The sequence below is a fragment of the Bartonella numerosa genome, assembly GCF_037070845.1.
Taxonomy (GTDB): domain Bacteria; phylum Pseudomonadota; class Alphaproteobacteria; order Rhizobiales; family Rhizobiaceae; genus Bartonella.
The window spans coordinates 252,762-279,283 of the sequence record NZ_JAYMZI010000001.1; the positions used below are offsets into that span (position 1 = coordinate 252,762).

A 26,522-nucleotide genomic window follows, 5' to 3' on the forward strand; every position below is an offset into this window, starting at 1 on the left:
TCCCAAGAACAACGACTTTATTTCACCCGTATCGGCAACACCCCATGATAATAGAGCAAAAGATTCCTCTCCAAACAACTCACACCAACACCAAAGAAAAATCCACGATTAGGATGCCCCCTATTGCTTAAAGCAGTCTGTATAAACAGAAACCTATGAAGCGTTTGGATACTCAAATTTTCCCTTTTTACTGAACCTAAGAAGTGCTATGCGTAACTTGGTTTGTGCATTAAAATGGACTTTAGTAATCAATTACCGAATCCGATAACGGACATAAAATGCCTAAACGCGGGCTTTCGTGCCCCCGTCTATAATGCGCTGAATAGCAAGCTTGCCCATAGTGCTCGCTGTTTTTTGCGGGCTGTTTTCACTGCAGGAGGGAAATGAGAGCAGAAAAAACCAACACAGGAAGCGCCACTTTTCGGATTGATACCATCCATTCTCCCCTTGACTAAAAATGTAACCCCCTGACTTCAATTGCCATGTATTTTAACAACTGCTTCAACTACTATAGCAATAAATAAGAAATGAATAAAATTAGCATTCGTTTAAAGTAAATAACCTAATTACAATCTATGTGTTTACTTGAAAACGTAATCAATTAAGCCAGATACAAAAACGGGATTATGGCGTATAAAGATACTTGAAAATGGACGGAAATTAAAAAATGCAAAAAACAGAATCTGGAACTTTTTTTTCTCCAAAAAAATCAATGAAACAGGGCATCTTTGCTATTGTGTTTACCGCCATTTTATACACTTTTTCGACGTTTTTTTTATCATTATCATACGCCCAAAGCGGCTTTGAAAACTGGGTTAAAGAATTTAAAAAAACGGCTCTAGCCAATGGAATTTTACCATCTACGTTTAATCTAGCTTTCAAGGATGTCAACGCAATTGACCCTGAAGTTCTGGCAAGAGCTGCACACCAACCAGAATTCGTCGATCCTTCATGGAGTTATTTTGATAATCGGATCCACGACATTGCAATTAGAGAGGGGCAGCACAAAATAAAAAAATGGGAAGAGTGGCTCTCTAAAATTGAAAAACGCTTTGGTGTTGACAAACATATACTTCTTGCCATTTGGTCAATGGAAAGCAGTTATGGAAAGGTTTTAGAAAACAAAGGTATCGTGCGTGATGCCATTCGCTCGCTCGCAACCCTGGCCTATGCTGACAAAAAACGTGAAAAATATGCGCGAACACAACTAATTGCTGCTATGAAAATTTTACAAAATGGTGGAATTGAACGCTCCGAGCTCACAGGATCATGGGCTGGTGCATTGGGACATACACAATTTATTCCAAGCAGCTATTTGGCCTACGCGGTCGACATGGATGGAAGCGGACGGAGCGATATTTGGTCCTCTGTCCCGGACGCCCTCGCCACTGCAGCTAATCTTCTCCACATGAATGGTTGGCAACCTGGTCTCCCCTGGGGGGTAGAAGTTAAATTACCAAAGAAAAAAAATTTTCCTGACGGTTGGATCACCTTTGAGCAATGGGAAAAACTCGGTGTAAGACACGCAAACGACCACTCTTTTCCCTCACTATCTGAGCTTGCAATGTTAAAACGTCCAGATGGAACGGAAGGACCCGCATTCCTCGTGACAAAAAACTTCTTCGTTATCAGGCGTTATAATAATGCTGATCGTTATGCCCTTGCTGTAGGCCTTCTCGCTAACCGCATTGCAGGACATCCAGGATTGGTTCAAGACTGGAATCGACCTTTTCAGCCTCTTTCTTTTCAAGAACGGAAAGAGCTGCAATATCATTTAGGTGAACTCGGCTATTATGAAGGAGAGATTGATGGGAAAATAGGAATCGCTTCCAAAAAAGCAATCAAAGCTTTTCAACTACAACACAACTTAGAAGTCAACGGGCACCCATCTCAAAGCGTCCTCCTTCTTCTTCGAAAACGATAATCCAGAGTAAAATATTTGTCTCATTTCAGCGTTGTGTACTTCACTTTCCTGCTTTTCTTTATTTTTGTCTTCACTGTTATGCAAAAAAAAACAAGTGAGGCGCACAGCTTTTTCGAACTGTTGTTCAAACATAGAGAACTGGAACAAAAAAAAATATACGCACCACAAATAAGGGCCACGATACAAGAAAAAGACGTAAAAGAAAAAAATGCAACACGCATCCTTGTTATAGGAGACTTTATGGCATATGCCGCCGCAGACGCACTTAAAGGGCTCTATATCGATAACACCGGTGTCATTATCATAAATGGTACAGTACCAGATTCCGGATTGGTCCGAACTGATTATTATTCTTGGAAGAGAAATATTTCTAAGCTTATTGACAAAAACAAACCCGAAGCCATCATCATAATGGTTGGCGCGAATGATAACCAACCAATCACAATGCCCCACGGTTTGTTAAGCACAGAACAACCAGAGTGGCTGAATGTCTACGAACGAAGAGTTACCGAAATCACCAAAGGTCTTCGTGATTCAGGAAAGCCGTGGATATGGGTGGGGCAACCTGCTTTTGAGAACAATGATTTAACACGAAAAATGCTAATCTTTAACGAACTTTATAAAAATAAAACAGAAGCGGCAGGGGGGCATTTCGTCAGTGTTTGGGGTGGTTTCGTTGACACACAGGGTCAATTTTCTTTCTCAGGCTATGACGTTAATGGAATAGCAGTGAAACTGCGCACAAACAATGGTATCAATTTTACCTCTGAAGGAAAGAAAAAGCTTGCCTCTTATTTGGAAAAACAGTTGAAAATTGTTTTTAATTCCCCGCATGTGAGCACACATCTCATCCAGTCTACACGAGAGCTGGAAAACATCAAACACCAGCCCCCGATGAGCTTAGATGAGATAGCACAAAAGAATACGCGCTTACTGGACAGAGAGGATTTGGACTTCGTGAACAAATCATGGCCACTCCTCAACGGACATCACAAAGACCGAGCTGACGATTTTTCTCTTCCGTGATGTCCTTTTACGATCTGAAATCTATCTTCTTAAAAATCCAAAATAGAATATACCAAAAAAGCTGTTATACACGTCCGTGACAGACAGAAGGCAAGCACAAATTTGGACCGCAAGGAAATGTCACAATGTGCTTCACACCATATGCTGCCGTGCTCTACAATCCGCGTTTTTTAATCATCGCTTCTGGCGAAGGAAACCGCCCCCGGAAAGCCTTGTACAACTCCTCTGGATCACAGCTTCCTCCAGCAGAATAAATGAAACGTTTCAATTTGTCAGCGAGCCCTACATTAAAAACATCCCCTACTTCTTCAAAGGCTTGAAAAGCGTCAGCATCGAGCACTTCCGACCACATATAAGAATAATAACCAGAGGCATAACCATCACCCGAAAATATATGCGCAAAATGTGGAGGACGATGGCGCATAATAATTGTGTCAGGCATCTGCAATTTTTCTAATTCTTTACGCTCAAACATTGCCGGATCAGTCACTGTTTCCCCTCGATGAAAAGCCATATCTACCAGGGCCGATGAGATAAATTCAACCGCAGAAAAACCAGCATCAAATGTCCGTGCTTTTATAATTTTATCTACCAATACTTGCGGCATTGAAATCCCTGTTTTGGCATGCATAGCGTAAGATTTTAATACTTCTGGTACAGTTAACCAATGTTCATAAAGTTGAGAAGGAAGTTCAACAAAATCACGCGAAACCGACGTTCCAGACACAGAAGGCCACGTTACATCAGAAAGTAAACCATGCAATGCATGTCCAAATTCATGAAAAAGCGTACGCGCATCATCAAGTGACAAAAGAGCAGCCGCCCCTTTTGGTGGCTTAGCGAAATTACAAACATTGTAAATGATAGGCTTTTGTCCGCCATTCAATTTATGTTGCGATTGCAACCTGCTCATCCATGCACCAGATCGTTTTGAAGAACGCGCAAAATAATCACCAATAAAATATCCAAGCAAACTTCCATCAGACTTTTTTACTTCCCACAGCTGTGCGTCAGAGTGCCAAAGTGCAACGGCGCTTTTTTTTTCAAATGAAATTCCAAAGAGTTTTTTCGCTACTGCGAAAGCAGCGTCAATCATGCGATCAAGCTGAAAATGATGCTTAATTTCAGATTCATCAAAAGAAAATTTTTCGGCACGTAGTTTTTCTGTATAATAGCGCCAATCCCAGGCCGCTAAAGGCTCGTTAATTCCTTGTTTTTTTGCAAAATCTTGCAATTCGATTTGCTCAGCAGCAGCTTTAATCTGCGCCCGCTCCCATACAGGCAGAAGCAGATCCATAACTGCACTTACACTTTTTGCCATAGTATTATCAAGTTTCAAATCTGCGAAAGATTTGTACCCTAGTAATTTGGCCTTCTCATCTCGCAGCGCAATGATCTCAACGATAATCTCTCGATTATCGTTATCATTGTCATTTTCTCCCCGTTTAGACCAAGCTCGAAATGCCATTTCACGCAAATCACGACGATGAGAGAATTTCAAAAATGGTTCAACAATTGAACGTGCCAATGTCAGTGCATAGGCCCCATCATTTCCCTTTTCACGAGAAATTTCCTTCATTGATGCAACGAGATCATCAGGCAAGCCAGACAAATCTGCCTGTTTTAAAAACAAAACCCACTCAGCTTCATCTTTCAAAACATGCTGTCCAAAAGTAGCGCCTAAAAAAGCAAGCTTTTCATTAATTTCAATAAGCCGTTTTTTGCCTCTTTCATCAAGTTTCGCACCATTACAAACAAAATTTTTCCACCATAATTCGAGAACACGCGTTGTCTCACTGTCATATACGCTCTGCTTTGACTGCTCATAGAGTAGCTCTATCTTCGCAAATATCCGTGTGTCCGTCATAATTTTTGAAGAATAACGGGAAAGTTTTACGGCAATTTCTTGCTCCAATTCCTGAATGAACACATTACTACAAACACCTGAGTACAAGAAAAATATCGAACATACACGATCAAGCGCCTTGCCAGAAAGCTCGAAAGGCTGCAAAAAATTTTCAAGCGTTGGTGGCTCTTGCATCACCGCAATTGCTTCAACCTCTCCTTCAGCCTCCTTAAGTGCCTGCTCAAAAGCAGCTTTAAAATCATCATCACTTATTGAAGAAAAATCAGGAAGCCCCGAAAATCCCTTCCAATCTAGCACCGCTTCTTTTGCCATAATATTATATCTCCGTAAATTTAAAGCATAACAATTATCTTTACGATGTAAATGATAAGATTGTGAACTTATCCAAAATGTTTCTAAATAACTGTTTGCGCTTACACCCTAATACAAGAAAGAAAAAGGCATCTTTGTCATGGGAGATAAATGAAAATTCCCGCACGCATAATTCATGAAATTGTTCATGAACTGCGATTTATCCTTGACTTTATTCTAAATATTAACGATTGAAAATGTAACCGGGGGCAGATTTTTTAAAATCTTCCATCATTTTTGATTTATCCTATCCATATATCTGGATTCATAACTCTCCAATCCTTCGGAAGGTACTTCATCATGACCGAAATCAAAACGACCTTCGACTTCAAAAATCTCGTCCCCGAGGCTCTTGCTAAAGAATTAAAAGATCGGCATTTCGCCGATTCCATTGATATCATTAATGATCTTGATATTACGGAGCGTGTAACCGTTCTCAGTCTCTTACCCCTTGACTATACTATCGAACTCTTTGATAAACCAGAGCTTGAACAACCTGCCGCCATTCTTGAGCTTTTGCCCATAAACCGTTCTGTTGAAATTCTTGACGGCATGTCTGCAGATGCTGCTGCAGACGTTTTCCAAGAGATAGACGGGGAGACACGCACACGACTTTATACCTTGCTCAACCCCTTAACGAGAGCTGAGCTTAAAAAACTCACCAGCTACCCTGATCATACAGCTGGTGCATTGATGACAACAGAATTTATAGCAGTTCCATCAAACTGGACCGTAAAGGACACTTTAGATCACATTCGGGATGTCGAACGAACACGCGAAACAGTTTATACGAGCTATGTTATTGATCCCAAAATAGGTACCCTTCTCAAAGCTGTCTCACTTCGCAACCTCATTCTTGCTTCACCTAATGAACAAATTATCAATGTTCCTACGCGTGACACACCTATCACGATATCACCATTCACCGATCATGAAGATATTGCTCGCCTTTTTCAGCGCCATGATCTTCTTTCTGTGCCGGTTGTTGACGAAAATAACCATGTCATTGGTATCGTCACCGTCGACGACGTACTTGATACTATAGTCGATGGGATGAGCGAGGACGCCTATAAATTTGGAGGCATGGAAGCTCTTGATAAACCATATATGCAAATCAGTTTTCTCGAAATGATGAAAAAACGTGGTGGTTGGCTTTCCCTACTCTTCATCGGTGAAATGCTCACTGCAAGCGCTATGCAATATTTTGAAACAGAGCTCGAAAGAGCGATTGTACTCACACTTTTCATTCCCCTTATTATGAGCTCAGGAGGAAACTCCGGATCACAAGCAACATCTCTTATCATACGTGCATTGGCTTTGCGCGAACTTACAGTTAAAGATTGGTGGAAAGTCATCATTCGTGAAATTCCAACAGGATTATCTCTCGGTATGTTACTCGGAGCGATCGGCGTCACCCGCATTATCATCTGGCAGCAATCAGGCATCTATAACTACGGCGAACATTGGGTCGCTATTTCCATGACAGTAGGTGCAGCTTTAATCGGAATTGTCACATTTGGATCATTGTCCGGTTCTATGCTCCCTTTTATCCTTAAGATTTTAAAATTCGACCCAGCAAGCGCTTCTGCCCCCTTTGTAGCGACCCTAGTAGACGTTACAGGTATTGTGATTTATTTTTCTGTAGCTTCCCTTATTTTATCCGGAACCCTGCTATAGCGTCTAAAGAGAGATGTACCTTGTGAAGCGATAAAACCTTTTTCACCTGAAGAAACAGGCAGCGTTGTCCGTGCAGAAAGGATTGGCAGGTTGATCCAGTAAAGCGAAAAACTTCGTAGATGCCTTGCTGTAAAAATATTTCTTCCTCTTCCAAAATCATAAAAAACATGTAGAATGCTCGCGATAATCGGGAGGAAACACTAAAGGCTTTCCTTCAGAGCGAATATTGTTAAACGAAAAGAAGAAAGTTTATGCTACTGCGTAACATTGCCATCATCGCCCACGTTGACCACGGAAAAACAACACTAGTAGACGGGCTTCTCAAGCAATCTGGAAGTTTTCGTGATAATCAGCGTACGAGCGAACGTATGATGGATTCGAATGATATTGAAAAAGAACGTGGAATCACAATTCTTGCGAAAGCAACATCTGTTGTTTGGAAAGATACCCGGATTAACATCGTTGATACACCAGGGCACGCTGACTTTGGTGGAGAAGTTGAACGCATTTTGAATATGGTGGATGGGGCTATCGTGCTTGTCGACGCCGCCGAAGGTCCAATGCCACAAACAAAATTCGTCGTTGGAAAAGCGCTGAAAGTGGGCTTACGCCCTATTGTTGCCATTAATAAAATCGACCGGTCTGATGCACGTGCGGATGAAGTTATCAACGAGGTTTTTGATCTTTTTGCTGCTCTTGGCGCAACCGATGAACAACTCGATTTTCCTATTCTCTACGGATCAGGTCGCGATGGATGGATGGCGGAATCTCCAGAAGGTCCGAAAGATCAAGGGTTGAGTCCCCTATTTGATCTTGTAATGCGTCACGTTCCTTCTCCTACCGCGGCTGAGGGACCGTTCCGCATGATCGGAACTATTCTTGAAGCAGATCCATTCTTAGGGAGAATCATTACGGGTCGCGTTCATTCGGGCTCCATAAGACCAAACCAAAACGTAAAGGTCCTTGGACAAGATGGAAAAATTTTGGAAACTGGGCGTATTTCAAAAATTTTGGCATTTCGTGGGCTAGAACGGCAACCTATTGAGGAAAGTACTGCCGGTGATATTGTAGCAATTGCAGGTCTACAAAAAGGTACTGTTGCCGATACTTTTTGTGACCCTACAATTAATGAGCCACTTGCCGCACAACCAGTTGATCCCCCCACCGTTACCATGAGCTTTTTGGTCAATGATAGCCCCTTTGCTGGTACCGAAGGGGATAAAGTTACAAGCCGTGTTATACGTGATCGTTTGTTGAAAGAAGCAGAAGGTAACGTAGCTCTTAAAGTTGAAGAATCCGCCGATAAAGACTCTTTTTATGTTTCAGGGCGAGGAGAATTGCAACTTGCGGTTCTCATCGAAAATATGCGCCGTGAGGGATTTGAGTTTAGTGTTTCACGCCCACGCGTTGTCATGCGGCAGGATGGAAATGGGACAACTCTTGAGCCAATCGAAGAAGTCGTAATTGATGTCGATGAAGAACACTCTGGAACCGTCGTTCAAAAAATTTCCGAGCGAAAAGGGGAGATGATTGAACTGCGTCCTTCTGGGGGAAATCGTGTACGTCTCGTCTTCCATGTACCAACTCGAGGGCTCATCGGTTACCAGTCTGAACTTTTAACAGATACGCGCGGTACAGCGATTATGAACCGTCTTTTTCACGCTTATGAGCCTTATAAAGGAAGCATTGCCGGTCGTGTTAACGGTGTCATGATTTCAAATGATAGCGGTGAATCTGTCGCCTATGCTCTTTTTAACCTCGAAGACCGTGGACCTATGGTGATTGACGCTGGTGTTAAAGTCTATCGAGGTATGATTGTCGGTATACATTCACGTGATAACGATTTAGAGGTAAATGTTTTAAGGGGAAAAAAATTGACGAATATGCGTGCTTCAGGAAAAGACGAAGCCGTAAAGCTGACCCCCCCTATTAGGATGACATTGGAGCGCGCTCTATCATGGATACAGGACGATGAACTCGTAGAAGTAACCCCCAAGAATATCCGTCTACGTAAACTTTATTTAGATCCAAATGAGCGAAAGCGTTTTGAAAAGGCGCGCTCATCAATTTGAAAACCTAATTTTACGATTCTTCCAGTCGAATCGATTGCACCTTATTCAACCGTATCCCGGAAAGGATGTTTACATGAATATTGCGGAAATACCTATTGGAAAAAATCCCCCACAAGATATCAACGTCATCGTCGAAGTTCCCCTTGGTGGTCAACCGATAAAATATGAGATGGACAAAAAATCCGGAGCTTTGTTCGTAGATCGATTTCTTTATACGTCAATGGTTTACCCCGGAAACTACGGTTTTGTACCACACACTCTTTCAGAGGATGGGGACCCGATTGACGTTCTCATCTGCAATACCCGTCCGCTTATGCCTGGTTGTGTCATAAATGTCCTTCCAATTGGCGCTCTTGTTATGGAAGATGATGGCGGTAAAGATGAAAAAATTATCGCCGTTCCTTCTACCAAGTTAACGCAGCAATACGTCAACATTCATAATTACACGGATATCCCAGAAATTACGTTGAAAAAAATTGAGCATTTCTTTGAGCATTACAAAGACCTTGAGCCTGGAAAGTGGGCTAAAATTGAGGGATGGCGTAGCAAGAGTTTTGCGCATGAATTGATTACGCAGGCAATTGAACGTAATCAAAAAACGTAATTATTTCAACAGGACAAAATAAAAAGCCTGCCTTAAGAGCAGGCGCATTTATCTTTTTTATCTATTTTTTTGCGCAGAGGCGCAATCTTCTAAAGAGTGCAATATTTTTTCCAGCTCTTCTATATATTCTGAAAAATGAAGTTGTTTATGACGCGATGTAACTCCACTTTTTAGGGAAATACAAGAAAGTGGAATTCTCCACTGCTTCGACAGAAATCTGATAAGCTGTGTGTTTGCCCTCCCATTTTCAGGAGCAGCACGAAGACGTACCACCAAGCACTTCTTCCCATCGTCCCCATATTTAACTCCAACGACTTTATCGATTGAAGACTTAGGAATTAAATATACGAACAACCTCAACCCACTGGCATCAACCCTATGGAACATCCTTATTCACTCGGAGCAAAATGTTACAAATACGTATTTGCATAAACCTGCCACATGAAGCTACGGATAAAATAAATAATCACGTAGACTGCGATAGGTGAAACATCGACCACTCCAAAATTTGGTAAAAATTTCCGAACATGACCGAGAATAGGTTCTGTCATACGGTGCAAAAAATCCCCTACTAAAAAAACAAAACGATTTCGCACATTCACTATATTGAACGCACAAAGCCAAGAGAAGACAGCGCTCGCAATCAAAATATCAATGTAAATATCGAAAATAAAATCAATCACCTGAAACAATGCATAACCCATTCTCTGTCTCTCTTTATAATCGACGGAATAGAGGACGATATCCCAAAAGTTTATTACATAAAGCCCACTGAAAATAGTTTACGATTTACATCACACACCAACGTCTCTCAGTGTAAGCAAAAAATACAGAAACCTAAACCGTAAAACCATTAACAAAAAAAAACAGCAACGAAGCAGGTGAAAAATCTACAAAAGCCCTAAAAACCCAGCAAACGCCACACCCCAATCTGTAAATTTGCACAAAAACCACCCTCACCTAGATTAAAAACGGCCCAAAAAGGCCGCTTTTTTATCTCAGAATTATTTTTGCAAAGCAATCAGACGGTTGAGTGCGTTACTAAATCCGTTCAGTTGAATGAATAGATCGTTGAAAGCTGGCTCACCCGGGGCTGCAACCGTCATAGAAAGTTTCAACTTCTTTCCGGCGCGCAATGCCGCTACGAAATTTTTATCAAAAACTACGGGAACCACACAACCTGATGGCAAGCAAGTCCGGATAGCGGTCTCGAAAGTTGACTTCCCTTCATCTACTTGTAAGCGGACAGGCTTAGAGACCAGCATTCCAAAAGGTACTGTCATACTGCCGGATATGCTGTTATCAGCATCTACAATAAGAGTCATCGCCACGACAACACGATTCTGATCATTTACTTCTTGACGGTGTATAAAACAAACCCTCTTTCCATCCTGTATGCCACAATTGACGCTCCACAAACCATAAGTCTCAAGCAAAGAAGAAGCACCATTCGGCAACGCAGCTGCAGCAGGTTTGGGTGCAGCAGTTTTTGAATCCACAGCGAACGCCGCAGAAGAAATACTCAAAAGAGCGGAGATCATAAATAAATTAAACAATTTTTTCATCTTACATTCCAATTTTTTATTAAAACAGAACCACTTTTACCATTTTTTAATAATTACACAATGACACAGTCATTCTAATAAAAGAAATGGCTTTCTACAATTATATACTTTTTTATAAGTGCCTAAAACTACCTCGAAATTCATTTACAACTTTCATGTATACATGCTTTTTGAAAGAGACAATGATGGAAGGCAATACTTCCAAATCAACCCACTTCCATCTGTCAAATTCTGCTTTATTACCATCTGGAGGTGGATTAATCTCGATTTCGGAAAGCTCACCTGTAAACCGAAAAGCAAACCACTTTTGTGTCTGTCCGCGATATTTATTATTTAATACATCACCAACAAGGTCTCGTGGAAAATCATAATTGAACCAATCCTTTGCTTCCTTAATTAATATCACGGACCGAATACCCGTTTCTTCGTAAAGTTCGCGACGCGCAGCGTCCAGCGGCTCTTCATTTTCATCAATCCCCCCCTGGGGAAGCTGCCAACAATCAGACACATCAGCATCCATCCTGGCGCGCACCATCAAACGACGCCCAACCCAAACTTTACCTTCGTGGTTAAATACAAGGATCCCAACACATTTTCGATAGGGAAGAGCATTAAAATTTACTACCGCGTCCATTCAATTTCCCCTTAAAAGCATATGCTATGCAAACACCTTCTTATTTCAGAACATCCTTATTGGGATCTGGTGGAAATGCTGCGTTCGCCATTTCACCCCGCAGAAGCTTATAAGCCTCATTCAATTGAACATCATCTTTAGGATCTTTCGGAATAAAAGCAGCAGAGCCAGACCCCTTATTGCTTTCTCGCGTTCCTTTGATGTGCCCTTTTAACTCAGATTCACCAAGCTTAACATCATACCCCTTATATTTTTCGGGTAATGGCTGCTCTACGATGATATCTGGAGTGATCCCAGTTCCCTGAATTGAAGTGCCAGACGGTGTGTAATAAAGTGCTGTTGTCAAGCGTAAAGCACCATTTTCACCTAAAGGAATAATTGTCTGAACAGACCCCTTACCAAAAGATTGAGTACCTAAAATCGTAGCACGGCGATGATCCTGTAGAGCACCAGCAACGATTTCGGAAGCGCTCGCCGAACCACCGTTAATCAATACAATCAGAGGTTTTCCATTTATAATATCCCCTGGCTTAGCATCAAATCTCATTACATCACTCTTCTTACGTCCACGGGTCGATACAATCTCACCTTTATCAAGAAAAGAACTCGAAACACTCACTGCTTGATCTAAGAGACCACCAGGATTAAGTCGTAAATCAAGAACGTACCCCTTTAGCTTATCTTGAGGAATTTTAGACTGAATATCCTTAATCGCAGCCTGAAGATCGCCAAAAGTCTGCTCAGAGAATTGAATAAGCCTCAGATACCCAATATCACCTTCAACACGGTACTTAACTGCTTTCACCTTGATGATATCACGAACAACCTTAATCTCAATTGGCGTATCAACACCAGAACGAATGATTGTCAATGTAATCGGTGTCCCCACAGCTCCCCGCATCTTATTGACAGCTTCATTCAGTGTCTGGCCATTCGTTTGCACTCCATCAATTTTTGAAATGACATCCCCTGCTAAAATACCCGCTTTTGAAGCAGGTGTATCATCCATAGGAGAAACGACTTTAATTAAATTTTTTTCCATTGTAACCTCAATACCAAGCCCTCCGAATTCCCCTTTAGTGGAATCGCGCATATCCTTGGCTTCTTGAGCGTTCATATAAGCTGAGTGAGGATCAAGCGATGTAAGCATGCCATTTATGGCATTTTCAATCAGCTTCTTATCGTCTGGGACCGTCACGTACTGCGTACGAACCCGCTCAAATACGTCGCCAAATATAGCCAGCTGTTTATAGGTATCGCCTCCGTTGTTAGCAGCAACAGAATGCACAAGAACTATTGAAGTAGCACTAAGTAATACCCCAGTGACTAAAAGAATAATTTTACGAATCATCTTAATTCCTTTTCGATTTTTCTATCCGCCACCAAGGAGTTGGATTTACAGGCTTTCCCTGTTTTCTAAACTCAATGTAAAGCATCGGAGCACTTTTTCCTATATCCAATGCAACACTGTTCGCAGTAAATTGCACTCCCATTACGCCAAGAGGCTCCCCTGAAAGAACAAACTGTCCTTGAGTCACATTAATCTCTGACATTCCTATAAGGATGATATGATAACCATTTCCAACATTCAGTATAACTACCCGCCCGTAAGAACGAAATGGCCCAGCAAAAGCAACAAAAGCATTAGCAGGTGCCACAACAACAGCGGATGATTCTGTTTCAATCATTTCACCAAAACGTGTGATATGCGAACCATTGTTAACATACCTCACTCTTCTTCCTGAAACAGGAAAAAGCAAGGAGCCTTTTTGATCCTCAAAATTGTATTTTTCTAACAATTGCAAATTTTTTCGTACCTGCGTAGGAATATTAGAATCGAGCTGTGACTGACGGTCAAGTTCTAAAATCAGATCTTCCAAGGAATGAGCTTTTTTTGCAAGAGCAACACCTCTTTGTCGTTGCTCCATAAGCTCTCTTTCTGACTTTTCCTGTAATTTTTCCTTTTTTTCCAGCAAAAGCTCCAGATGCTTTCGCTGCTCCACTTGACTCTGCATTTTCGTCTTCAGAGCCGAATACTCCGTCGCAATTGAGTTATTCAAATCAACTAACTCCCTGAGATTTAATGACAAAACCTTTATTTTTTCTTGCATTTCAGGAATAACCGCTCCCAACAGAACAGAACTGCGTATAGAAGCCAACGCATCCTCGGTCCGTACCACAAAAGCAGGGGGTGGATTCAGCCCCATACGCTCCAAAATAGCAAGAACTCCCGCAAATTCGGCTCGACGACTTTCCAATTTTTTATAACTTTGCGCCTGTTTTTTCATCATTTTTTCGAGCTTTTTTTCCCTTTCAGCAATTTCATTTGCTGTATTGCGTTCTGCTTTAGCTGCTTTTATTAACGCACCAGTCAAAGCGCGCTGATCTTTTTTCAAACGCTCAACCTGATTAACAAGATAAGCGACACGCTCGCGCGAAATAGAAATACTCTTGCGAATTTCAACCAATGCTTTATGTGCTTCCACACTGCTAACAGTATCTTCAGCATACGATGTAGATAAACAAACACACACACTCGATAGCAACGCTATAAATATCACGCATCCTTCATACAAACATCGCATATTTTTATGAAAAATCCCTTTATTCGCTCAGCCATCAAGTTTAGTCTCATAAATCGAATACGCTTTAAATGACATCGTCTAAAACAATATTAATGATTTATATAAAAAATCCCCATACACGGCGGTAAGGGAGTATTAATAACCGTCATCACCCAATAAAGCCGCTCTGCGAGCAATACGAAAAACCCGATGCAGCCACATCATAGAACCGACAAATGAAAGAAAATTGGCACGCCCCTTTGCTTTTTCATCATGCCCGCCCACAGCAATCACCAAATAACAAATTCCCTCATCACCATACAATCCTAATTTTTCGGTAGAAGCGGATGACGAAATCGACTTTCTGCGCTCACCAAGCACAATTAATCGATACTTTTCAAACAAGAACCCAATAAGCGTTCTCCCCTCTTCCTCCATGCACTGGTACGCCACCTGAATGCAATTCTTCAATACTTCCTGAAAGGTCTTAAAACAAAGCCCAACAACCATATAACTTTTAGAAAAACGACTAAAATAGTGATGCGCCAATTTACACGCAGAGCCCACCTTCATACAATAAACAGAAGAAACAAAAATTCGCATATCAATGATCCCCAAAGAAAACGGACTCTGTATCGTTTAAATCTGGAGCAAGCCACATTTTTTCGAGATTATAAAGGAGGCGAACTTCCGGACGGAAGAGATGAACAATAATATCACCCATATCAATTAATACCCAATCACCTCCAGCAAGCCCTTCTACGCTCGCTCGACCATATCCACCATCCTTCCAAGTGAACAACAGAAAACTCGCCACAGCAGAAATATGACGCTGCGAACGTGCCGACGCCACCACAATATAATCAGCCAAAGACGACCTGCTCCGAACATCAATAGAGACAACATCCTCCGCTCTTGCATCCTCTAAACTACCAAGAACGACCTCAAGCCCCTTAGATACCGAAGAAAGCTTCTTTTCTGCCCGAGACACAATATCATGGGAACTTTTTTGTAAAACGTTTTCCAGGTCAATACCCTTTCTCATCATCCAAAAATACAAAAGAAAAAACCCACCGGAGAGATTCGCAAAATCTTATAAAATATTCAAGAAAAATTATTTCCCGCCAAACGAAGATTCGTTGATGACTCAAAAGAAAGAGGTCCATGCAAATAAGTCCAAACCGGTGGCTTCATAAAAGGTAACCGCGCACTTTCTCTCTCATCCAAACGAAAAGAACGGTAAACACATGCCATAGGAGAGGAGAGTGTTGATGCACGCACCGAAGGACGATCTACAATAGCAATGGGAAGCATGGACATAATGTCACGCCACCGGTGCCAACGGTGAATCGTTGCAAAACTATCTGCACCCATGACCCATACAAAACGCGCACCTTTACAACGGGAGAGAATATAAGAAATCGTATCTGCTGACGCTGTCTTACCTATGACCTGCTCAAAACCAGTCACGTGTATCTTTGGATGATCAACAAGTTCGGAACTTAACCGTATCCTTTCATCTAAAGATGGTAGATGTGTATGATCCTTCAAAGGATTCCCCGGAGTTACCATCCACCACAATTGATCGAGACGCAAACGCCGAATTGCGGTCTTTGCAACGAGAAGATGCCCTAAATGCGGTGGATTAAAAGACCCACCGAAAAGGCCAACGACACTAGACCTTTCAATATGTGGAATGCGAATCTTCCGTGGACATGGGGAAAATGTTTTTTTCAAGGTCGAACCTGTCCACTTCCCCTAATATGATATTGAAACGATGTTAACTGCTCAACACCTATGGGACCACGCGCGTGCATTTTCCCCGTCGCTATACCAATTTCCGCCCCAAACCCGAATTCACCTCCATCGGCAAACTGCGTGGATGCATTATGCAGTAAAATAGATGAATCTAAACGATTAAAAAACGCCTCTACCACTTTCAAATCCTCGGCAATGACCGATTCAGTGTGCCCCGATGAATAACGTTCAATGTGCGAGATAGCCTCCTCAATACCTTCAACCGTTTTAACCGAAAGAATTGCATCGAGATACTCACATGACCAATCCTCTTCAGATGCCAACTTCACTCCCGGTACGAGGGATACGATATCCTTTGTTGCACGTATTTCACACCCCTCTCTTTGTAGAGCAATCAAAATAGGAAGAAATTTTTTTAATGCTTTACGATCAATCAAAACTGTCTCAACAGCGCCACACACACTCGTCCGCCGCAATTTTGCATTTAAAACGATATCACGTGCCATATTCAACTTTGCAGACTGATCGATATAGATATGACATAGCCCCTCCAAATGTGCAAAAGTGGGAACACGTGCATCAGACTGAACGCGTGCAACGAGATTTTTTCCACCACGGGGTATAATAACATCAATCGTACCATCCAGCCCCTTCAGCATTTCTCCAACAGCGCCACGATCTTTTGTTCCGACCATTTGAATGATATCTCCCGGAAAACCAGCATTCTCCAATCCTCTCACCAGTGCAAAATGAAGTGCATGCGCAGAGTGAAAACTATCCGAGCCACCGCGTAAGATCGCAGCATTTCCAGACTTGAGACACAAAGCGCTCGCATCAATTGTAACATTTGGCCGGCTTTCATAAATGATACCGATCACACCAAGAGGTGTACGAACACGGCTTATATGAAGCCCATTTGGGCGTGTCCATTCACCCATCACTTGCCCAATAGGATCGGGTAAACGAGCAATTTGACGAACACTATCTACCATTGAACGCAAACGAGGCTCATCCAGCTTAAGTCGATCAATCATCGCTGCCCGCAAATTATTCTTGTCAGCATTTTCTACATCTTTACGATTAGCTCGTAATATCTCAGAAAACCGATCCTCCAGACTCAAAGCCACCATTTCTAATGCTTTACTCTTTTCTTCAGGAGAAATAACCGCAAGCATCGAAGCCGCTTGACGCGCTTTTCGTCCCATGCTCTTCATCTGTTCTTCTAAACTCATGCAATCACTCGGAAAAGTAAAAAAACATTTTTTTACATAGAATCGGTAAAACGATGTAGAACCATATCATTACGATGAACCACGGCGGAACGCGCTTCATAACCAAGAATAGACTCAATTTCCTCACTTTTACGCCCCATAATGCGAATGGCTTCATCTTTTCCATAACTCGCAAGTCCACGAGCAATTTCAATTCCGTTCTCATCAACAATTATAACTGTATCCCCACGACAAAACGCTCCCTCAACAGCAGTAACACCTGCAGCCAACAGCGATTTTCCAGCCTCAAGCGCCTTAACCGCTCCCTGATCAATCGTTAAAATACCGGACGTGCCCAAATGACCGGAAATCCAAATTTTCCAGGCATTTACGGGTTTTTCACTCGCAGCAAAAAAACTTCCACGTTCTCCTCCGTCAATCGCTATCAGGGGATTCATACGCTTTCCTGAAGTTATAATCATGGCTGTTCCAGCAGAATTTGCTATTTTCCCGGCATCAAGCTTGGTTTTCATTCCTCCACGAGAAAACCCTGAAGCGGAAACGTCTGCCATTTTTTCAATATCACTTGTAATCGACGGAATAAAAGGAATAAATTTGGCCGTTGGATCACGATGAGGGGATTTAGTGTAAAGACCATCAATGTCCGACAAAAGTATTAAAAGATCTGAACCCATCATTGTTGCCACACGCGCCGCTAAACGATCGTTATCACCATAGCGAATTTCACTTGTGGCAACAGTATCATTTTCATTAATCACAGGGACCACTCCAAAGTGCAAAAGAGTATTAATCGTAGCACGAGCATTAAGATAACGTCTCCGTTCTTCTGTATCGGATAAAGTGAGTAAAATCTGACCAGTTTTTAGACCATATTGGGCAAGTGCATCACTGTACGTTTTTGCTAATTCAATTTGCCCCAAAGCAGCACATGCCTGACTCTGTTCTAACTTCAAAGCACCCTTTGGAAGGTGCAGCAGCGTCCTTCCTAAAGCAATAGCTCCCGAAGATACAAGTAAAACCTCGACGCCCTTTTGGCGTAACCTGGCAACATCGCTTACCAAACTATTGAGCCATTCAGCCCGCAAACCCTCCCGTGGATCAACCAAAAGCGCGGACCCAATTTTGATCACAATACGTTTATAGCTTGCAAGTTTGTGCGACCTAACTGCCATATATCAATCCCTATCCACCTTCGCTGATATTTTCTTGGCGCGCCGCCTCAATGACGTGTGCACAAGCGCGCAACACATCCTCTAGACCTTCACGACTGACCGCAGAAAGCATCATAACAGATTGGCCCGTTACTCCATGAAGAATCTTCTGTTTTGCCTCACGCTCCTCAGTAGAGAGGGTATCCGCCTGGCTTAAAGCCACAATTTCAGTTTTATCACTCAGATTATTGCCATAGGCCTTCAGTTCATTGCGAACAATAAGATATGCCTTTGCCACATCTTCTTCTTGAGCAGAAACCAAATGAAGCAGAACACGACAACGTTCAACATGCCCCAAAAAACGGTCTCCGATCCCTACACCTTCATGAGCCCCTTCAATCAAACCGGGGATATCAGCCAAGACAAATTCACGAGCATCAATACGTGCAACACCAAGATGGGGATGTAACGTAGTAAAAGGATAATCGGCAATTTTTGGTTTTGCTGCGGTTACCGATGCCAAAAAGGTTGACTTCCCAGCATTCGGCAAGCCAACGAGTCCTCCGTCAGCAATCAATTTTAACCGCAGCCACAGCGCGCGTTCATCCCCAGCCAATCCTGGATTCGCCCGACGAGGTGCCCGATTCGTAGATGTCGTAAAATGAGAATTGCCAAAACCGCCATTACCCCCCTTTGCGAGAAGATAACGCTGTCCAATCTCCGTTAAATCACAAACTAATGTCTCATTATCTTCTTCGAAAATTTGCGTTCCAACAGGCACCTTAAGGATGACATCGTCACCTTTCTCACCCGTCATATTGCGTCCCTTGCCGTGCCCCCCAGTTTTCGCTCTAAAATGTTGCTGATAACGGTAATCTATAAGCGTATTAAGCCCATCAACGACAAGGGCCCAAACATCCCCTCCGCGTCCTCCATCGCCACCATCTGGTCCTCCAAATTCGATAAATTTTTCACGACGAAACGACACAGCACCAGACCCTCCAGAGCCAGAACGAACATAAACTTTAGCTTGATCAAGAAACTTCATGAAAACGCCCACTGAGGAATTAATTCCTCTATCTCTATAAGCAACACACAAACCTTACCGGCTTTTCATTACCTACAAAAAACGGTCAAACATACCACCGACAATTGCCTGAAAACACTCTCGCCCCCAAACATATAGGCGAATTAAAACCTCTTGAAAAGAGGAAGCTACATTCAAGTCTCTATTTTTCCCTTAAACTCAAGGGCTAAGAGATACAACTCAACGGATTCTCTCCGGCTTGCAGGAGGTTTTACATGATGGACTGTTCTAAAATTCTGTTTTAATGTATTGAGTAGAGTGTTTTCCGCGCCTCCTTGAAAGGCTTTTGCCAAAAAATGCCCTCCAGGTTTGAGAACTGAGAGAGCAAAATCAGCGGCGACTTCACATAAATGAACCGTTCTTAAATGATCCGTTTGTCGATGACCCGTTGTGGGCGCAGCCATATCAGAAAGGATTACATCGGGTTTTTTTCCCAAAGTGTCAATTAAGTTTTGTGGAGCATCTGCATGTAAGAAATCCATTTTCAGCAGTGCAACTCCGGGTAATGGATTAACATCTAAGTAATCTATACCCACCACGCTAGGCTCTCGATCATTTGATCTCACTATACGTGCAGCCACCTGACACCATCCTCCTGGTGCAGCTCCGAGATCAATAACACTTTGACCTTTTTTAAGAAATTTATAACGTTCATTGATTTCAATCAATTTATAAGCGGCGCGCGAACGATAACCATCAACCCTCGATTGATGAACATAAGGATCGTTTAGATGCCTTTCCAACCATCGCCGCGACGACGCCTTGATAGTTCCTGCTTTCTTTTTTACACGTTGATATAATTCATGCGACCCCGAACCACCATACCCACCAGTCGGCGTTTTTGTCGTTCTTTTCATAATTATCCGTTATCTCCATACTCCGACCGCCGCTGAATACCTAAACCCTTTTCTCTTTGGTGATAACAACACGCATCAGCGCAAAACATAATCTCTACTGAATTCTTTAACCTACAATTCACAGCATCCAGCTTCTTCATCGAGCTAAATTGTATGAGGACTCATCTCCCTCATTTAGAATGTGACCCCATTCTCACATCCCATAAAAATCCATTACAAAAACGATATCTGCATCATCCATCCCAATATCATCAACTTGCCTTTAACTACGGCACCCTAAACGAAATGTACTCTCGCTACAACAAAAATAATTTTGAAAAATTTTCTAGAAAAACCTCAGCAGAGATCCCCAATTTATAATAAATAAGCCCAAAATTATTATTGAAAAAATTTTTATATAACCTTTTACACCTGCAGAACTACCCAAACAGCTGTCCCCTAGGACATTTAGCAGATGCAACAGCCGACAGTAATAAAATTCAAAGTGAGATTTTTCTGGAAAATGCAAGAAACAAGACCAGAAAACCCGTGGAATATAACCTCAGACATCCCCACACCCAATTGCCATATCGAAAAGCACAACTACACGTTCAGCTCACCAATATCCATACTCCAGACAACGACCTCTACTTCCAACTACCTAACACTCTTCATTTTAGTCTGAAACAATGATTCTTTGACGCTTTAATCGAGAAATCTATAACTTACACGTGAAAAAAGTTACTTCTTACCACACACCTTTTTTAAACCGTGCGACGCGTGAAAAAACACCATCAATTCCAAGACATTCCAATTCACTGAAAGCATAATCATTGGAGCTCTAATTCAAACATCCCACAAAAGATAAAGAGTTCTATCGAGAAAATCTCGAGTAAAAAACTTTGCTTCTCTACCTTAAAGCTTTCAGACTGTGTCATTCAAAATAAGTATTTTGCTACTTTTACTGCATTTTTTATGATCAACAATAAAAACAAAACCCACCCACCACAAAACAATATCAAGATTTCTAGTATAAAAGAATATCTTCTCATTCACTATATCTCTACGATAAGTATCATCCTATCGGATCAAAAGTGCCCTAACAATGCCTAAAAATTTCCTTTAGCAGATGCAGCATTGGTAAACTTTTAAATCACGGACTGGCTATTTATGACAAAATGGATCTTTTAAAATCCACTATGTCCTCTTCAACGTAGCCTACTTGAGTACATTCCTGAAAAAGTTATCATAAAATAAAGAATGAACAATATATTTTAGAGGTTCCTTTGAATATTATTACTCTACATAACAGGAACGTCCTGAAAAACAGATACACTCCCATGCCATTCCAAAATTAACGTCGATCCGTCCCCAGCTAAAGCATGCTCCAAAGCATATAAGCTGAACAATAAACCGCCTAAGAAAGTGAATATTCTTTCCGTTCTAAGTCGTTTTTAAACTGACTATAGAAATTTTTCATTGTTAGCCGCCAATACAATTCGGCTAACAAGGTTTGTGAAAATCTTAAACCCATATCGTATCAAACATAAAAAACAAACCACCACAGATTCTCATCAGAAAAACTACAGAAACATAGTAAAATAATAATTTTACTGAAATTGGCCAATCATCGTTGCAGAGAGTAGAGTGCCGCACTAAGCCCCTTAAATGGCACGGTAAAAGACAGTGTGTTCCCCTCTTTAACCTTATAAGAAATGCGTACGTCCTTGTTCTGCTCTATTTGCCCACTTAAAGCCGATCCTACGGGCAATTGTGCTAAGCACACCTTTTTATTGCACTGCGTGTAACGAACTAAAACAGGCTTTTTAACACCATCTATGAACATTCGAATGGGAATACTTTCATCAGCTTTTGGTAACGTCCGAAAGAGCATCACTGCTTGGCCATTTTTTGTAGCAACAAGGGACCAACTGAAGATAGTGTCATCCTTCTGATCATGAACAGTCTGTGTTACGTTGCATATCCCCTTGTGAAGCGATTTTTTTTCATCGCAGATCAGAGTCCAATTGTAAAATTGTGCAATGATCCGACGTGTTTCACCCGGAGCTCCGCCAGGAACAGACAGCCGCGGAGGGTGTATAGTATAAACACTACTATTTTGACTAGCAAAACTTTCACTCCTGCTCAATACAAGAAAGGCCAACAAAATCTTTACCAAAATATTTTGCCTTTTCATGACTTTATTAATTCTTTTTACCGTCATTTTTATCCCAGGACATTTCCTGCTCCCCGTACCCTAATTTATTTTCTGCATGCTATGATTATAATCTGTCTAGCCTTCCCTATTTTGCGAATATTCTCAGATTCAATCGTCAGATCACACCAATGCTTTTTTGATTGAGTTGCCACCATGACAAACTTAACGTTCCATCCCCCCTGTTCGAATTTAAACGATTGAGCAATACACTCTTGTTAATCATCGTGAACACCATCGTGTCGATACATAACACGCTTTCATTGATGGCACAGAATGATACTACGTTTTTCTACTGTAGAAATAAATTGCCGTTTTACAGCGCTAATTTCTGGACAAAATAGCTGCCCACCCCTACACGATATTTTTAAAAAAAACAGAAAATAACCACCCACAAAACGAAGCAAAAGACCACCCACCGTTTGCCGTGAAGTCCAAAAATTCATCTACACATTATTTTTATTTTTTTACTCTTAACACGAATCTTATGGTCATTTCTGAGCCATCAACCATCATGAATAAAGCCAATATTTTATAACAACGATAACAGAAATCTTACTATTCAAGAGAAATATTATTCCTATAACAACCAGCTTTCTCTGCATTAGTATAGTATATTTTTTTTAAAACACAATAAATAATATAAAAATCACTACGGCATAAAAATTTATAAATTATAAACTATTATACAAATGATTATTAAAAAAATAAGTTCAAATTATTTATTATAAATTCATTTATAAAAAAATATACGATCTGACTTTACGTCCATCTAATGCCATAACTAGATTTATGGCAACATAAATAAAAAAATATATTTTTTTATTTAATTATAGAATTTCTACATCCCTATTTGCCATCATTGCGTGCACACCTCCTTAACAAAAAACGCTCGCCCCCATCTCAATCGAGATAGGGGCGAGAAAAATTTTAGAAGAGATTTTACGTCAATCTGATCAGTTTAGTGTAAAGGTAACCCCTACACCAACACCCCAGTGACCTCCTGAACTAGTTACCGATAAATTGGAACGTACATTTCCATCTTCAGACGTATAACCAGCACCGAGAGCAAACGCAGACTGACTACGCCATAAACCACTGCCAAAAGAAACACTCAGCCTTCCCGGTGTATCATCATAACGCAGGTTGGATACTGCTAATCCGATAGCCGCAGCCTGTCTCGCTTCTTTTTGGTTATTTTCAATGCCATAACTTAATGCTTCAAACTTCATATCCGTATACAACTGAGACTGCCCGACAGCGTCATTTATAGAATCAGCTGTGATACCATCTAGCCGTTGATCCGTATATTTTTTTGCATCACCAAGAACACTCGCCAACTGACCGCCATTTACAGCTTCTTTTGACCCTTCCTCGACTTTACCATCGGCTACATTATCAAGTAAGACCGGCTCACTGTCATCTCCACCTAAGGAAACAAACTTATGCCCATCTTTATCTACATCATAAGCAACAGAATTACCTACTTTTTCTTCAATCTGCGCGACTTTTTCGTTCGTTTCCCAGAGTTGTCCTCCGTTCACAGCGTCTTGCGAGCCGCTCACGACCTTACCATCAGCCACATTCGTAATCTTATTCAGCTGCCCATTGTGACCAACATTATCTGAATCCGAAACTAAATCACCAGAAGTTATAATACCAGAGCCCGAAGCATTCGGAATCTTATTTTCGATACCATCAATACGACTGTTCATACTCAATATGCTCTCATTAACTGCATCGAAAGCACTAGCAACTGTATGACGCACACCATCTTTGCCAGAACGAGCAACAGTACCATCGAGTTGCACAACATTAAATGCCGGAGCTACCCACTTTTCATTTTCGTACTTAGCACCACCACCAAAATATGAAGCAAGCTGGTTATTCAACGAATACAACTGAGAACCATTGACAGCCTCCGTTGAGCTAATTCCTATAGATGCAGACTTTACGCCAGAAATACTACGCAACTCACCATCTCTATTCCTAACCGTAACTTCAGTGCCAGCTACTTTTCCACCAATCGTAATGATATTTGCGGAGGCATCCTGCTGCACAAGACTTAATTTACCAACATCCGCTTTAATACTTTCAATAACTTCAGCTGTAAATCCACCAACAACATCATCTTTGAGCTCAGACACTATATCATTTTTGACTTTTTCTCCTACATTTCTAAAGGAGCTACTCATACCATCAAGTGCAGCAGCAACGTTTGTATAGTTGGTATCTTCAGCAACACCATCCGCATCAATTGTAACAACCCTAAATTCTGGCAACATCCATTCACCGTTTTCATATTTTGCACTACCGTCAAAATATGAGGCAAGCTTGTTGCTCACAGAAAAGAGTTGTGAACCGTTAACAGCTTCCGTTGACGATGCTGTAAGCGACGCCGCCTTTACACCAGAGATAGCACGCAAAGCGCCCTCATTGTTCACAACAGTAATTTCAACTCCACCCATATCTTTACCAATATTGATGGCACTTCCAAACTCCTCTTGCTTCACAACACTTGTACGACGAATCTCTTTTGTGACGTTATCGGTAATATCATTGCCAATTTTAAGGAGAACATCATCTTTTAGCTCATCAGCGATATCAACCGTTATCTCATTTTTTACTCCATCAACAACGCTGGTAACAAGGTCCTCATGCGTAATACCCTCCACTATATTGTTCATGACGCTTTGTGTTAGGTTTTCAAAAGAACTGCTCATACCTTCAAGCGCAGAAGCAACATTTGTGTAACCATGCTTTGAAGAAGTACCATCCTCATTGAGTTCGGTAACTGTGAAACTTGGTATTACCCATTCCCCACCTTCATACTTGACACCGTCACCAAAATACGAAGCAAGAGCGTTACTCATAGAATAGAGCTGAGAACCAGTAACAGCTTCTGTTGACATTGCTGTAAGCGACGCCGCTTTCACACCAGAGATAGTGCGCAAGCCAGTACTACTGTTTCCAACCGTAATTTCACTACCACCTACATTTCCACCAATTGAGATAACATTTGTAGATACATCGTGTTGTACAAGGCTAGATTCGTTGACTTCAGTCTTAATATCCTGAATGACCTGAGATGTAACTCCGCCAACAACATCATTTCTCAGCTCAGACACTACATCATTTTTGACTTTTTCTCCTACATTTTTGAAGGAGCTGCTTATGCTACCGAGTGCGGAAGCAACATTTGTGTAATCAGTATCTTCAAAGACACCATCCGCATTGAGCGTAGAAACCTTGAAATTTGGCGCTACCCAATTTCCATTCTCAAACTTAGATCCACCACCAAGATATTCGGCAATAGTCTTATTCACATTGTAAAGCTGACCACCTGTCACAGCCTCTGTCGAACCCGAAAAAACACTTCCATCAAGAAGAAACTTAAGCTTACCATTGGTTTTTACACCGGACGTCACGTGACTGGCAACGAACGCATGTTCGTTACTATCCCATGATATGGAATTTTGCCCCACACTTCCGATAATGTCATCTTGCATAGTACGCATATTATCGCTCAGGCTTTCGAAATTATCATTAACCGCACCAAAAGCATCAGAAACAGTGTAATAGCTTTCTTTTCCGCTACTCAGACCATGAGCACCAAATTGCACGATATCAAATCTTGGCGCTACCCATCTTCCGTTCTGATAATCAGCGCTACCACCAAAAGATTTCGCAATCACATCACCTAAAGAATGAAGCTGCGAACCATTCACTGCCTCAGACGAACTTACGGAAATATCTCCATCGGCTACACCAAGAATCTTTCGAGACCCGCTATTCTTATTGGAAACATTAATTACGGCACCATCTACATCACTACCGATAAAAATGGATTTATCACCTTTGTTATATTTAGCGAGAAGATTGTCTTTGAAATCACTTTTCACGCCATCAATCTTACCGTCCAAATCCGTAAACTTATTGTCTAGCTTCGTGAACTCATT

General features: G+C 41.5%; 21 protein-coding genes. 5 read left to right on the forward strand and 16 right to left on the reverse strand.

Annotation, left to right across the window (positions count from 1 at the left end; all coding sequences use genetic code 11):
- The first annotated feature begins 667 nt into the window (after positions 1-667).
- Together WCP75_RS01130 and WCP75_RS01135 are read left to right on the forward strand one after the other, a co-directional pair.
- On the forward strand, positions 668-1,924 hold the full coding sequence (locus tag WCP75_RS01130; protein WP_336276412.1) for a lytic murein transglycosylase: 1,257 nt from the start codon (positions 668-670) through the stop codon (positions 1,922-1,924).
- Positions 1,925-1,939: 15 nt separating this feature from the next.
- Positions 1,940-2,950 (forward strand): SGNH/GDSL hydrolase family protein, encoded by a 1,011-nt coding sequence (locus tag WCP75_RS01135; RefSeq protein ID WP_336276413.1) that lies wholly within the window; start codon positions 1,940-1,942, stop codon positions 2,948-2,950.
- A 154-nt stretch (positions 2,951-3,104) separates the two neighbouring features.
- Here WCP75_RS01135 and WCP75_RS01140 read toward each other — a convergent pair whose 3' ends face one another.
- Positions 3,105-5,129 (reverse strand): M3 family metallopeptidase, encoded by a 2,025-nt coding sequence (locus tag WCP75_RS01140; RefSeq protein ID WP_336276414.1) that lies wholly within the window; start codon positions 5,127-5,129, stop codon positions 3,105-3,107.
- A gap of 339 nt (positions 5,130-5,468) precedes the next feature.
- Here WCP75_RS01140 and mgtE point away from each other — a divergent pair, with 339 nt between their 5' ends.
- The 3 genes from mgtE (at position 5,469) to ppa (ending at position 9,521) form a co-directional block, all read left to right on the forward strand.
- Positions 5,469-6,845, forward strand: coding sequence for a magnesium transporter (gene mgtE / locus WCP75_RS01145; protein WP_336276415.1), 1,377 nt, complete (start codon positions 5,469-5,471; stop codon positions 6,843-6,845).
- Between the two features lie 251 nt (positions 6,846-7,096).
- Positions 7,097-8,917, forward strand: coding sequence for a translational GTPase TypA (gene typA / locus WCP75_RS01150; protein ID WP_336276416.1), 1,821 nt, complete (start codon positions 7,097-7,099; stop codon positions 8,915-8,917).
- Between the two features lie 73 nt (positions 8,918-8,990).
- A complete protein-coding gene (ppa, locus tag WCP75_RS01155) occupies positions 8,991-9,521 on the forward strand; it encodes an inorganic diphosphatase (protein WP_336276417.1) in 531 nt (176 codons plus the stop codon).
- Positions 9,522-9,578: 57 nt separating this feature from the next.
- Here ppa and WCP75_RS01160 read toward each other — a convergent pair whose 3' ends face one another.
- From WCP75_RS01160 to WCP75_RS01230, 15 genes are all read right to left on the reverse strand, one after another.
- Positions 9,579-9,908, reverse strand: a complete 330-nt coding sequence (locus WCP75_RS01160; RefSeq protein ID WP_336276418.1) for a DUF167 domain-containing protein — start codon at positions 9,906-9,908, stop codon at positions 9,579-9,581.
- Between the two features lie 23 nt (positions 9,909-9,931).
- The gene (locus tag WCP75_RS01165) at positions 9,932-10,225 is read right to left on the reverse strand and encodes a YggT family protein (protein WP_336276419.1); all 294 of its coding nucleotides are present in this window, start codon (positions 10,223-10,225) and stop codon (positions 9,932-9,934) included.
- A gap of 300 nt (positions 10,226-10,525) precedes the next feature.
- Positions 10,526-11,086 carry an invasion associated locus B family protein gene (locus WCP75_RS01170; protein WP_336276420.1) on the reverse strand — a complete coding sequence of 187 codons (561 nt, stop codon included), beginning with the start codon at positions 11,084-11,086 and terminating at the stop codon, positions 10,526-10,528.
- Positions 11,087-11,198: 112 nt separating this feature from the next.
- Positions 11,199-11,720: an RNA pyrophosphohydrolase gene (locus WCP75_RS01175; RefSeq protein ID WP_336276421.1), complete on the reverse strand. Its 522-nt coding sequence runs from the start codon at positions 11,718-11,720 to the stop codon at positions 11,199-11,201.
- Between the two features lie 40 nt (positions 11,721-11,760).
- Positions 11,761-13,071, reverse strand: a complete 1,311-nt coding sequence (locus WCP75_RS01180; protein ID WP_336276422.1) for a S41 family peptidase — start codon at positions 13,069-13,071, stop codon at positions 11,761-11,763.
- Between the two features lies 1 nt (position 13,072).
- The gene (locus WCP75_RS01185) at positions 13,073-14,305 is read right to left on the reverse strand and encodes a murein hydrolase activator EnvC family protein (protein WP_336276423.1); all 1,233 of its coding nucleotides are present in this window, start codon (positions 14,303-14,305) and stop codon (positions 13,073-13,075) included.
- A gap of 135 nt (positions 14,306-14,440) precedes the next feature.
- Positions 14,441-14,887, reverse strand: coding sequence for a 23S rRNA (pseudouridine(1915)-N(3))-methyltransferase RlmH (locus tag WCP75_RS01190; RefSeq protein WP_442894933.1), 447 nt, complete (start codon positions 14,885-14,887; stop codon positions 14,441-14,443).
- 1 nt (position 14,888) lies between these two features.
- On the reverse strand, positions 14,889-15,332 hold the full coding sequence (gene rsfS / locus WCP75_RS01195) for a ribosome silencing factor (protein ID WP_336276424.1): 444 nt from the start codon (positions 15,330-15,332) through the stop codon (positions 14,889-14,891).
- Between the two features lie 56 nt (positions 15,333-15,388).
- On the reverse strand, positions 15,389-15,982 hold the full coding sequence (locus tag WCP75_RS01200) for a nicotinate-nucleotide adenylyltransferase (RefSeq protein ID WP_336276449.1): 594 nt from the start codon (positions 15,980-15,982) through the stop codon (positions 15,389-15,391).
- A 35-nt stretch (positions 15,983-16,017) separates the two neighbouring features.
- A complete protein-coding gene (locus WCP75_RS01205) occupies positions 16,018-17,274 on the reverse strand; it encodes a glutamate-5-semialdehyde dehydrogenase (protein ID WP_336276425.1) in 1,257 nt (418 codons plus the stop codon).
- Between the two features lie 32 nt (positions 17,275-17,306).
- A complete protein-coding gene (proB, locus tag WCP75_RS01210; protein ID WP_336276426.1) occupies positions 17,307-18,446 on the reverse strand; it encodes a glutamate 5-kinase in 1,140 nt (379 codons plus the stop codon).
- 10 nt (positions 18,447-18,456) lie between these two features.
- Positions 18,457-19,473 (reverse strand): GTPase ObgE, encoded by a 1,017-nt coding sequence (gene obgE / locus WCP75_RS01215; RefSeq protein WP_336276427.1) that lies wholly within the window; start codon positions 19,471-19,473, stop codon positions 18,457-18,459.
- 173 nt (positions 19,474-19,646) lie between these two features.
- On the reverse strand, positions 19,647-20,369 hold the full coding sequence (locus WCP75_RS01220) for an RlmE family RNA methyltransferase (protein WP_336276428.1): 723 nt from the start codon (positions 20,367-20,369) through the stop codon (positions 19,647-19,649).
- 1,606 nt (positions 20,370-21,975) lie between these two features.
- On the reverse strand, positions 21,976-22,572 hold the full coding sequence (locus WCP75_RS01225; protein ID WP_336276429.1) for an invasion associated locus B family protein: 597 nt from the start codon (positions 22,570-22,572) through the stop codon (positions 21,976-21,978).
- A gap of 947 nt (positions 22,573-23,519) precedes the next feature.
- The coding region (locus WCP75_RS01230) for a YadA-like family protein (RefSeq protein ID WP_336276430.1) at positions 23,520-26,522 on the reverse strand (3,003 nt) is incomplete at its 5' end.

Coding starts and splice junctions, on each gene's coding strand:
- WCP75_RS01130 (WP_336276412.1), top strand. CDS start 668: ATGCAAAAAACAGAATCTGGAACTTTTTTTTCTCCAAAAAAATCAATG.
- WCP75_RS01180 (WP_336276422.1), bottom strand. CDS start 13,071: ATGATTCGTAAAATTATTCTTTTAGTCACTGGGGTATTACTTAGTGCT.
- typA (WP_336276416.1), top strand. CDS start 7,097: ATGCTACTGCGTAACATTGCCATCATCGCCCACGTTGACCACGGAAAA.
- mgtE (WP_336276415.1), top strand. CDS start 5,469: ATGACCGAAATCAAAACGACCTTCGACTTCAAAAATCTCGTCCCCGAG.
- obgE (WP_336276427.1), bottom strand. CDS start 19,473: ATGAAGTTTCTTGATCAAGCTAAAGTTTATGTTCGTTCTGGCTCTGGA.
- WCP75_RS01225 (WP_336276429.1), bottom strand. CDS start 22,572: ATGACGGTAAAAAGAATTAATAAAGTCATGAAAAGGCAAAATATTTTG.
- WCP75_RS01160 (WP_336276418.1), bottom strand. CDS start 9,908: ATGTTCCATAGGGTTGATGCCAGTGGGTTGAGGTTGTTCGTATATTTA.
- ppa (WP_336276417.1), top strand. CDS start 8,991: ATGAATATTGCGGAAATACCTATTGGAAAAAATCCCCCACAAGATATC.
- WCP75_RS01175 (WP_336276421.1), bottom strand. CDS start 11,720: ATGGACGCGGTAGTAAATTTTAATGCTCTTCCCTATCGAAAATGTGTT.
- WCP75_RS01185 (WP_336276423.1), bottom strand. CDS start 14,305: ATGCGATGTTTGTATGAAGGATGCGTGATATTTATAGCGTTGCTATCG.
- WCP75_RS01220 (WP_336276428.1), bottom strand. CDS start 20,369: ATGAAAAGAACGACAAAAACGCCGACTGGTGGGTATGGTGGTTCGGGG.
- WCP75_RS01205 (WP_336276425.1), bottom strand. CDS start 17,274: ATGAGTTTAGAAGAACAGATGAAGAGCATGGGACGAAAAGCGCGTCAA.
- WCP75_RS01165 (WP_336276419.1), bottom strand. CDS start 10,225: ATGGGTTATGCATTGTTTCAGGTGATTGATTTTATTTTCGATATTTAC.
- WCP75_RS01190 (WP_442894933.1), bottom strand. CDS start 14,887: ATGCGAATTTTTGTTTCTTCTGTTTATTGTATGAAGGTGGGCTCTGCG.
- proB (WP_336276426.1), bottom strand. CDS start 18,446: ATGGCAGTTAGGTCGCACAAACTTGCAAGCTATAAACGTATTGTGATC.
- rsfS (WP_336276424.1), bottom strand. CDS start 15,332: ATGATGAGAAAGGGTATTGACCTGGAAAACGTTTTACAAAAAAGTTCC.
- WCP75_RS01140 (WP_336276414.1), bottom strand. CDS start 5,129: ATGGCAAAAGAAGCGGTGCTAGATTGGAAGGGATTTTCGGGGCTTCCT.
- WCP75_RS01170 (WP_336276420.1), bottom strand. CDS start 11,086: ATGAAAAAATTGTTTAATTTATTTATGATCTCCGCTCTTTTGAGTATT.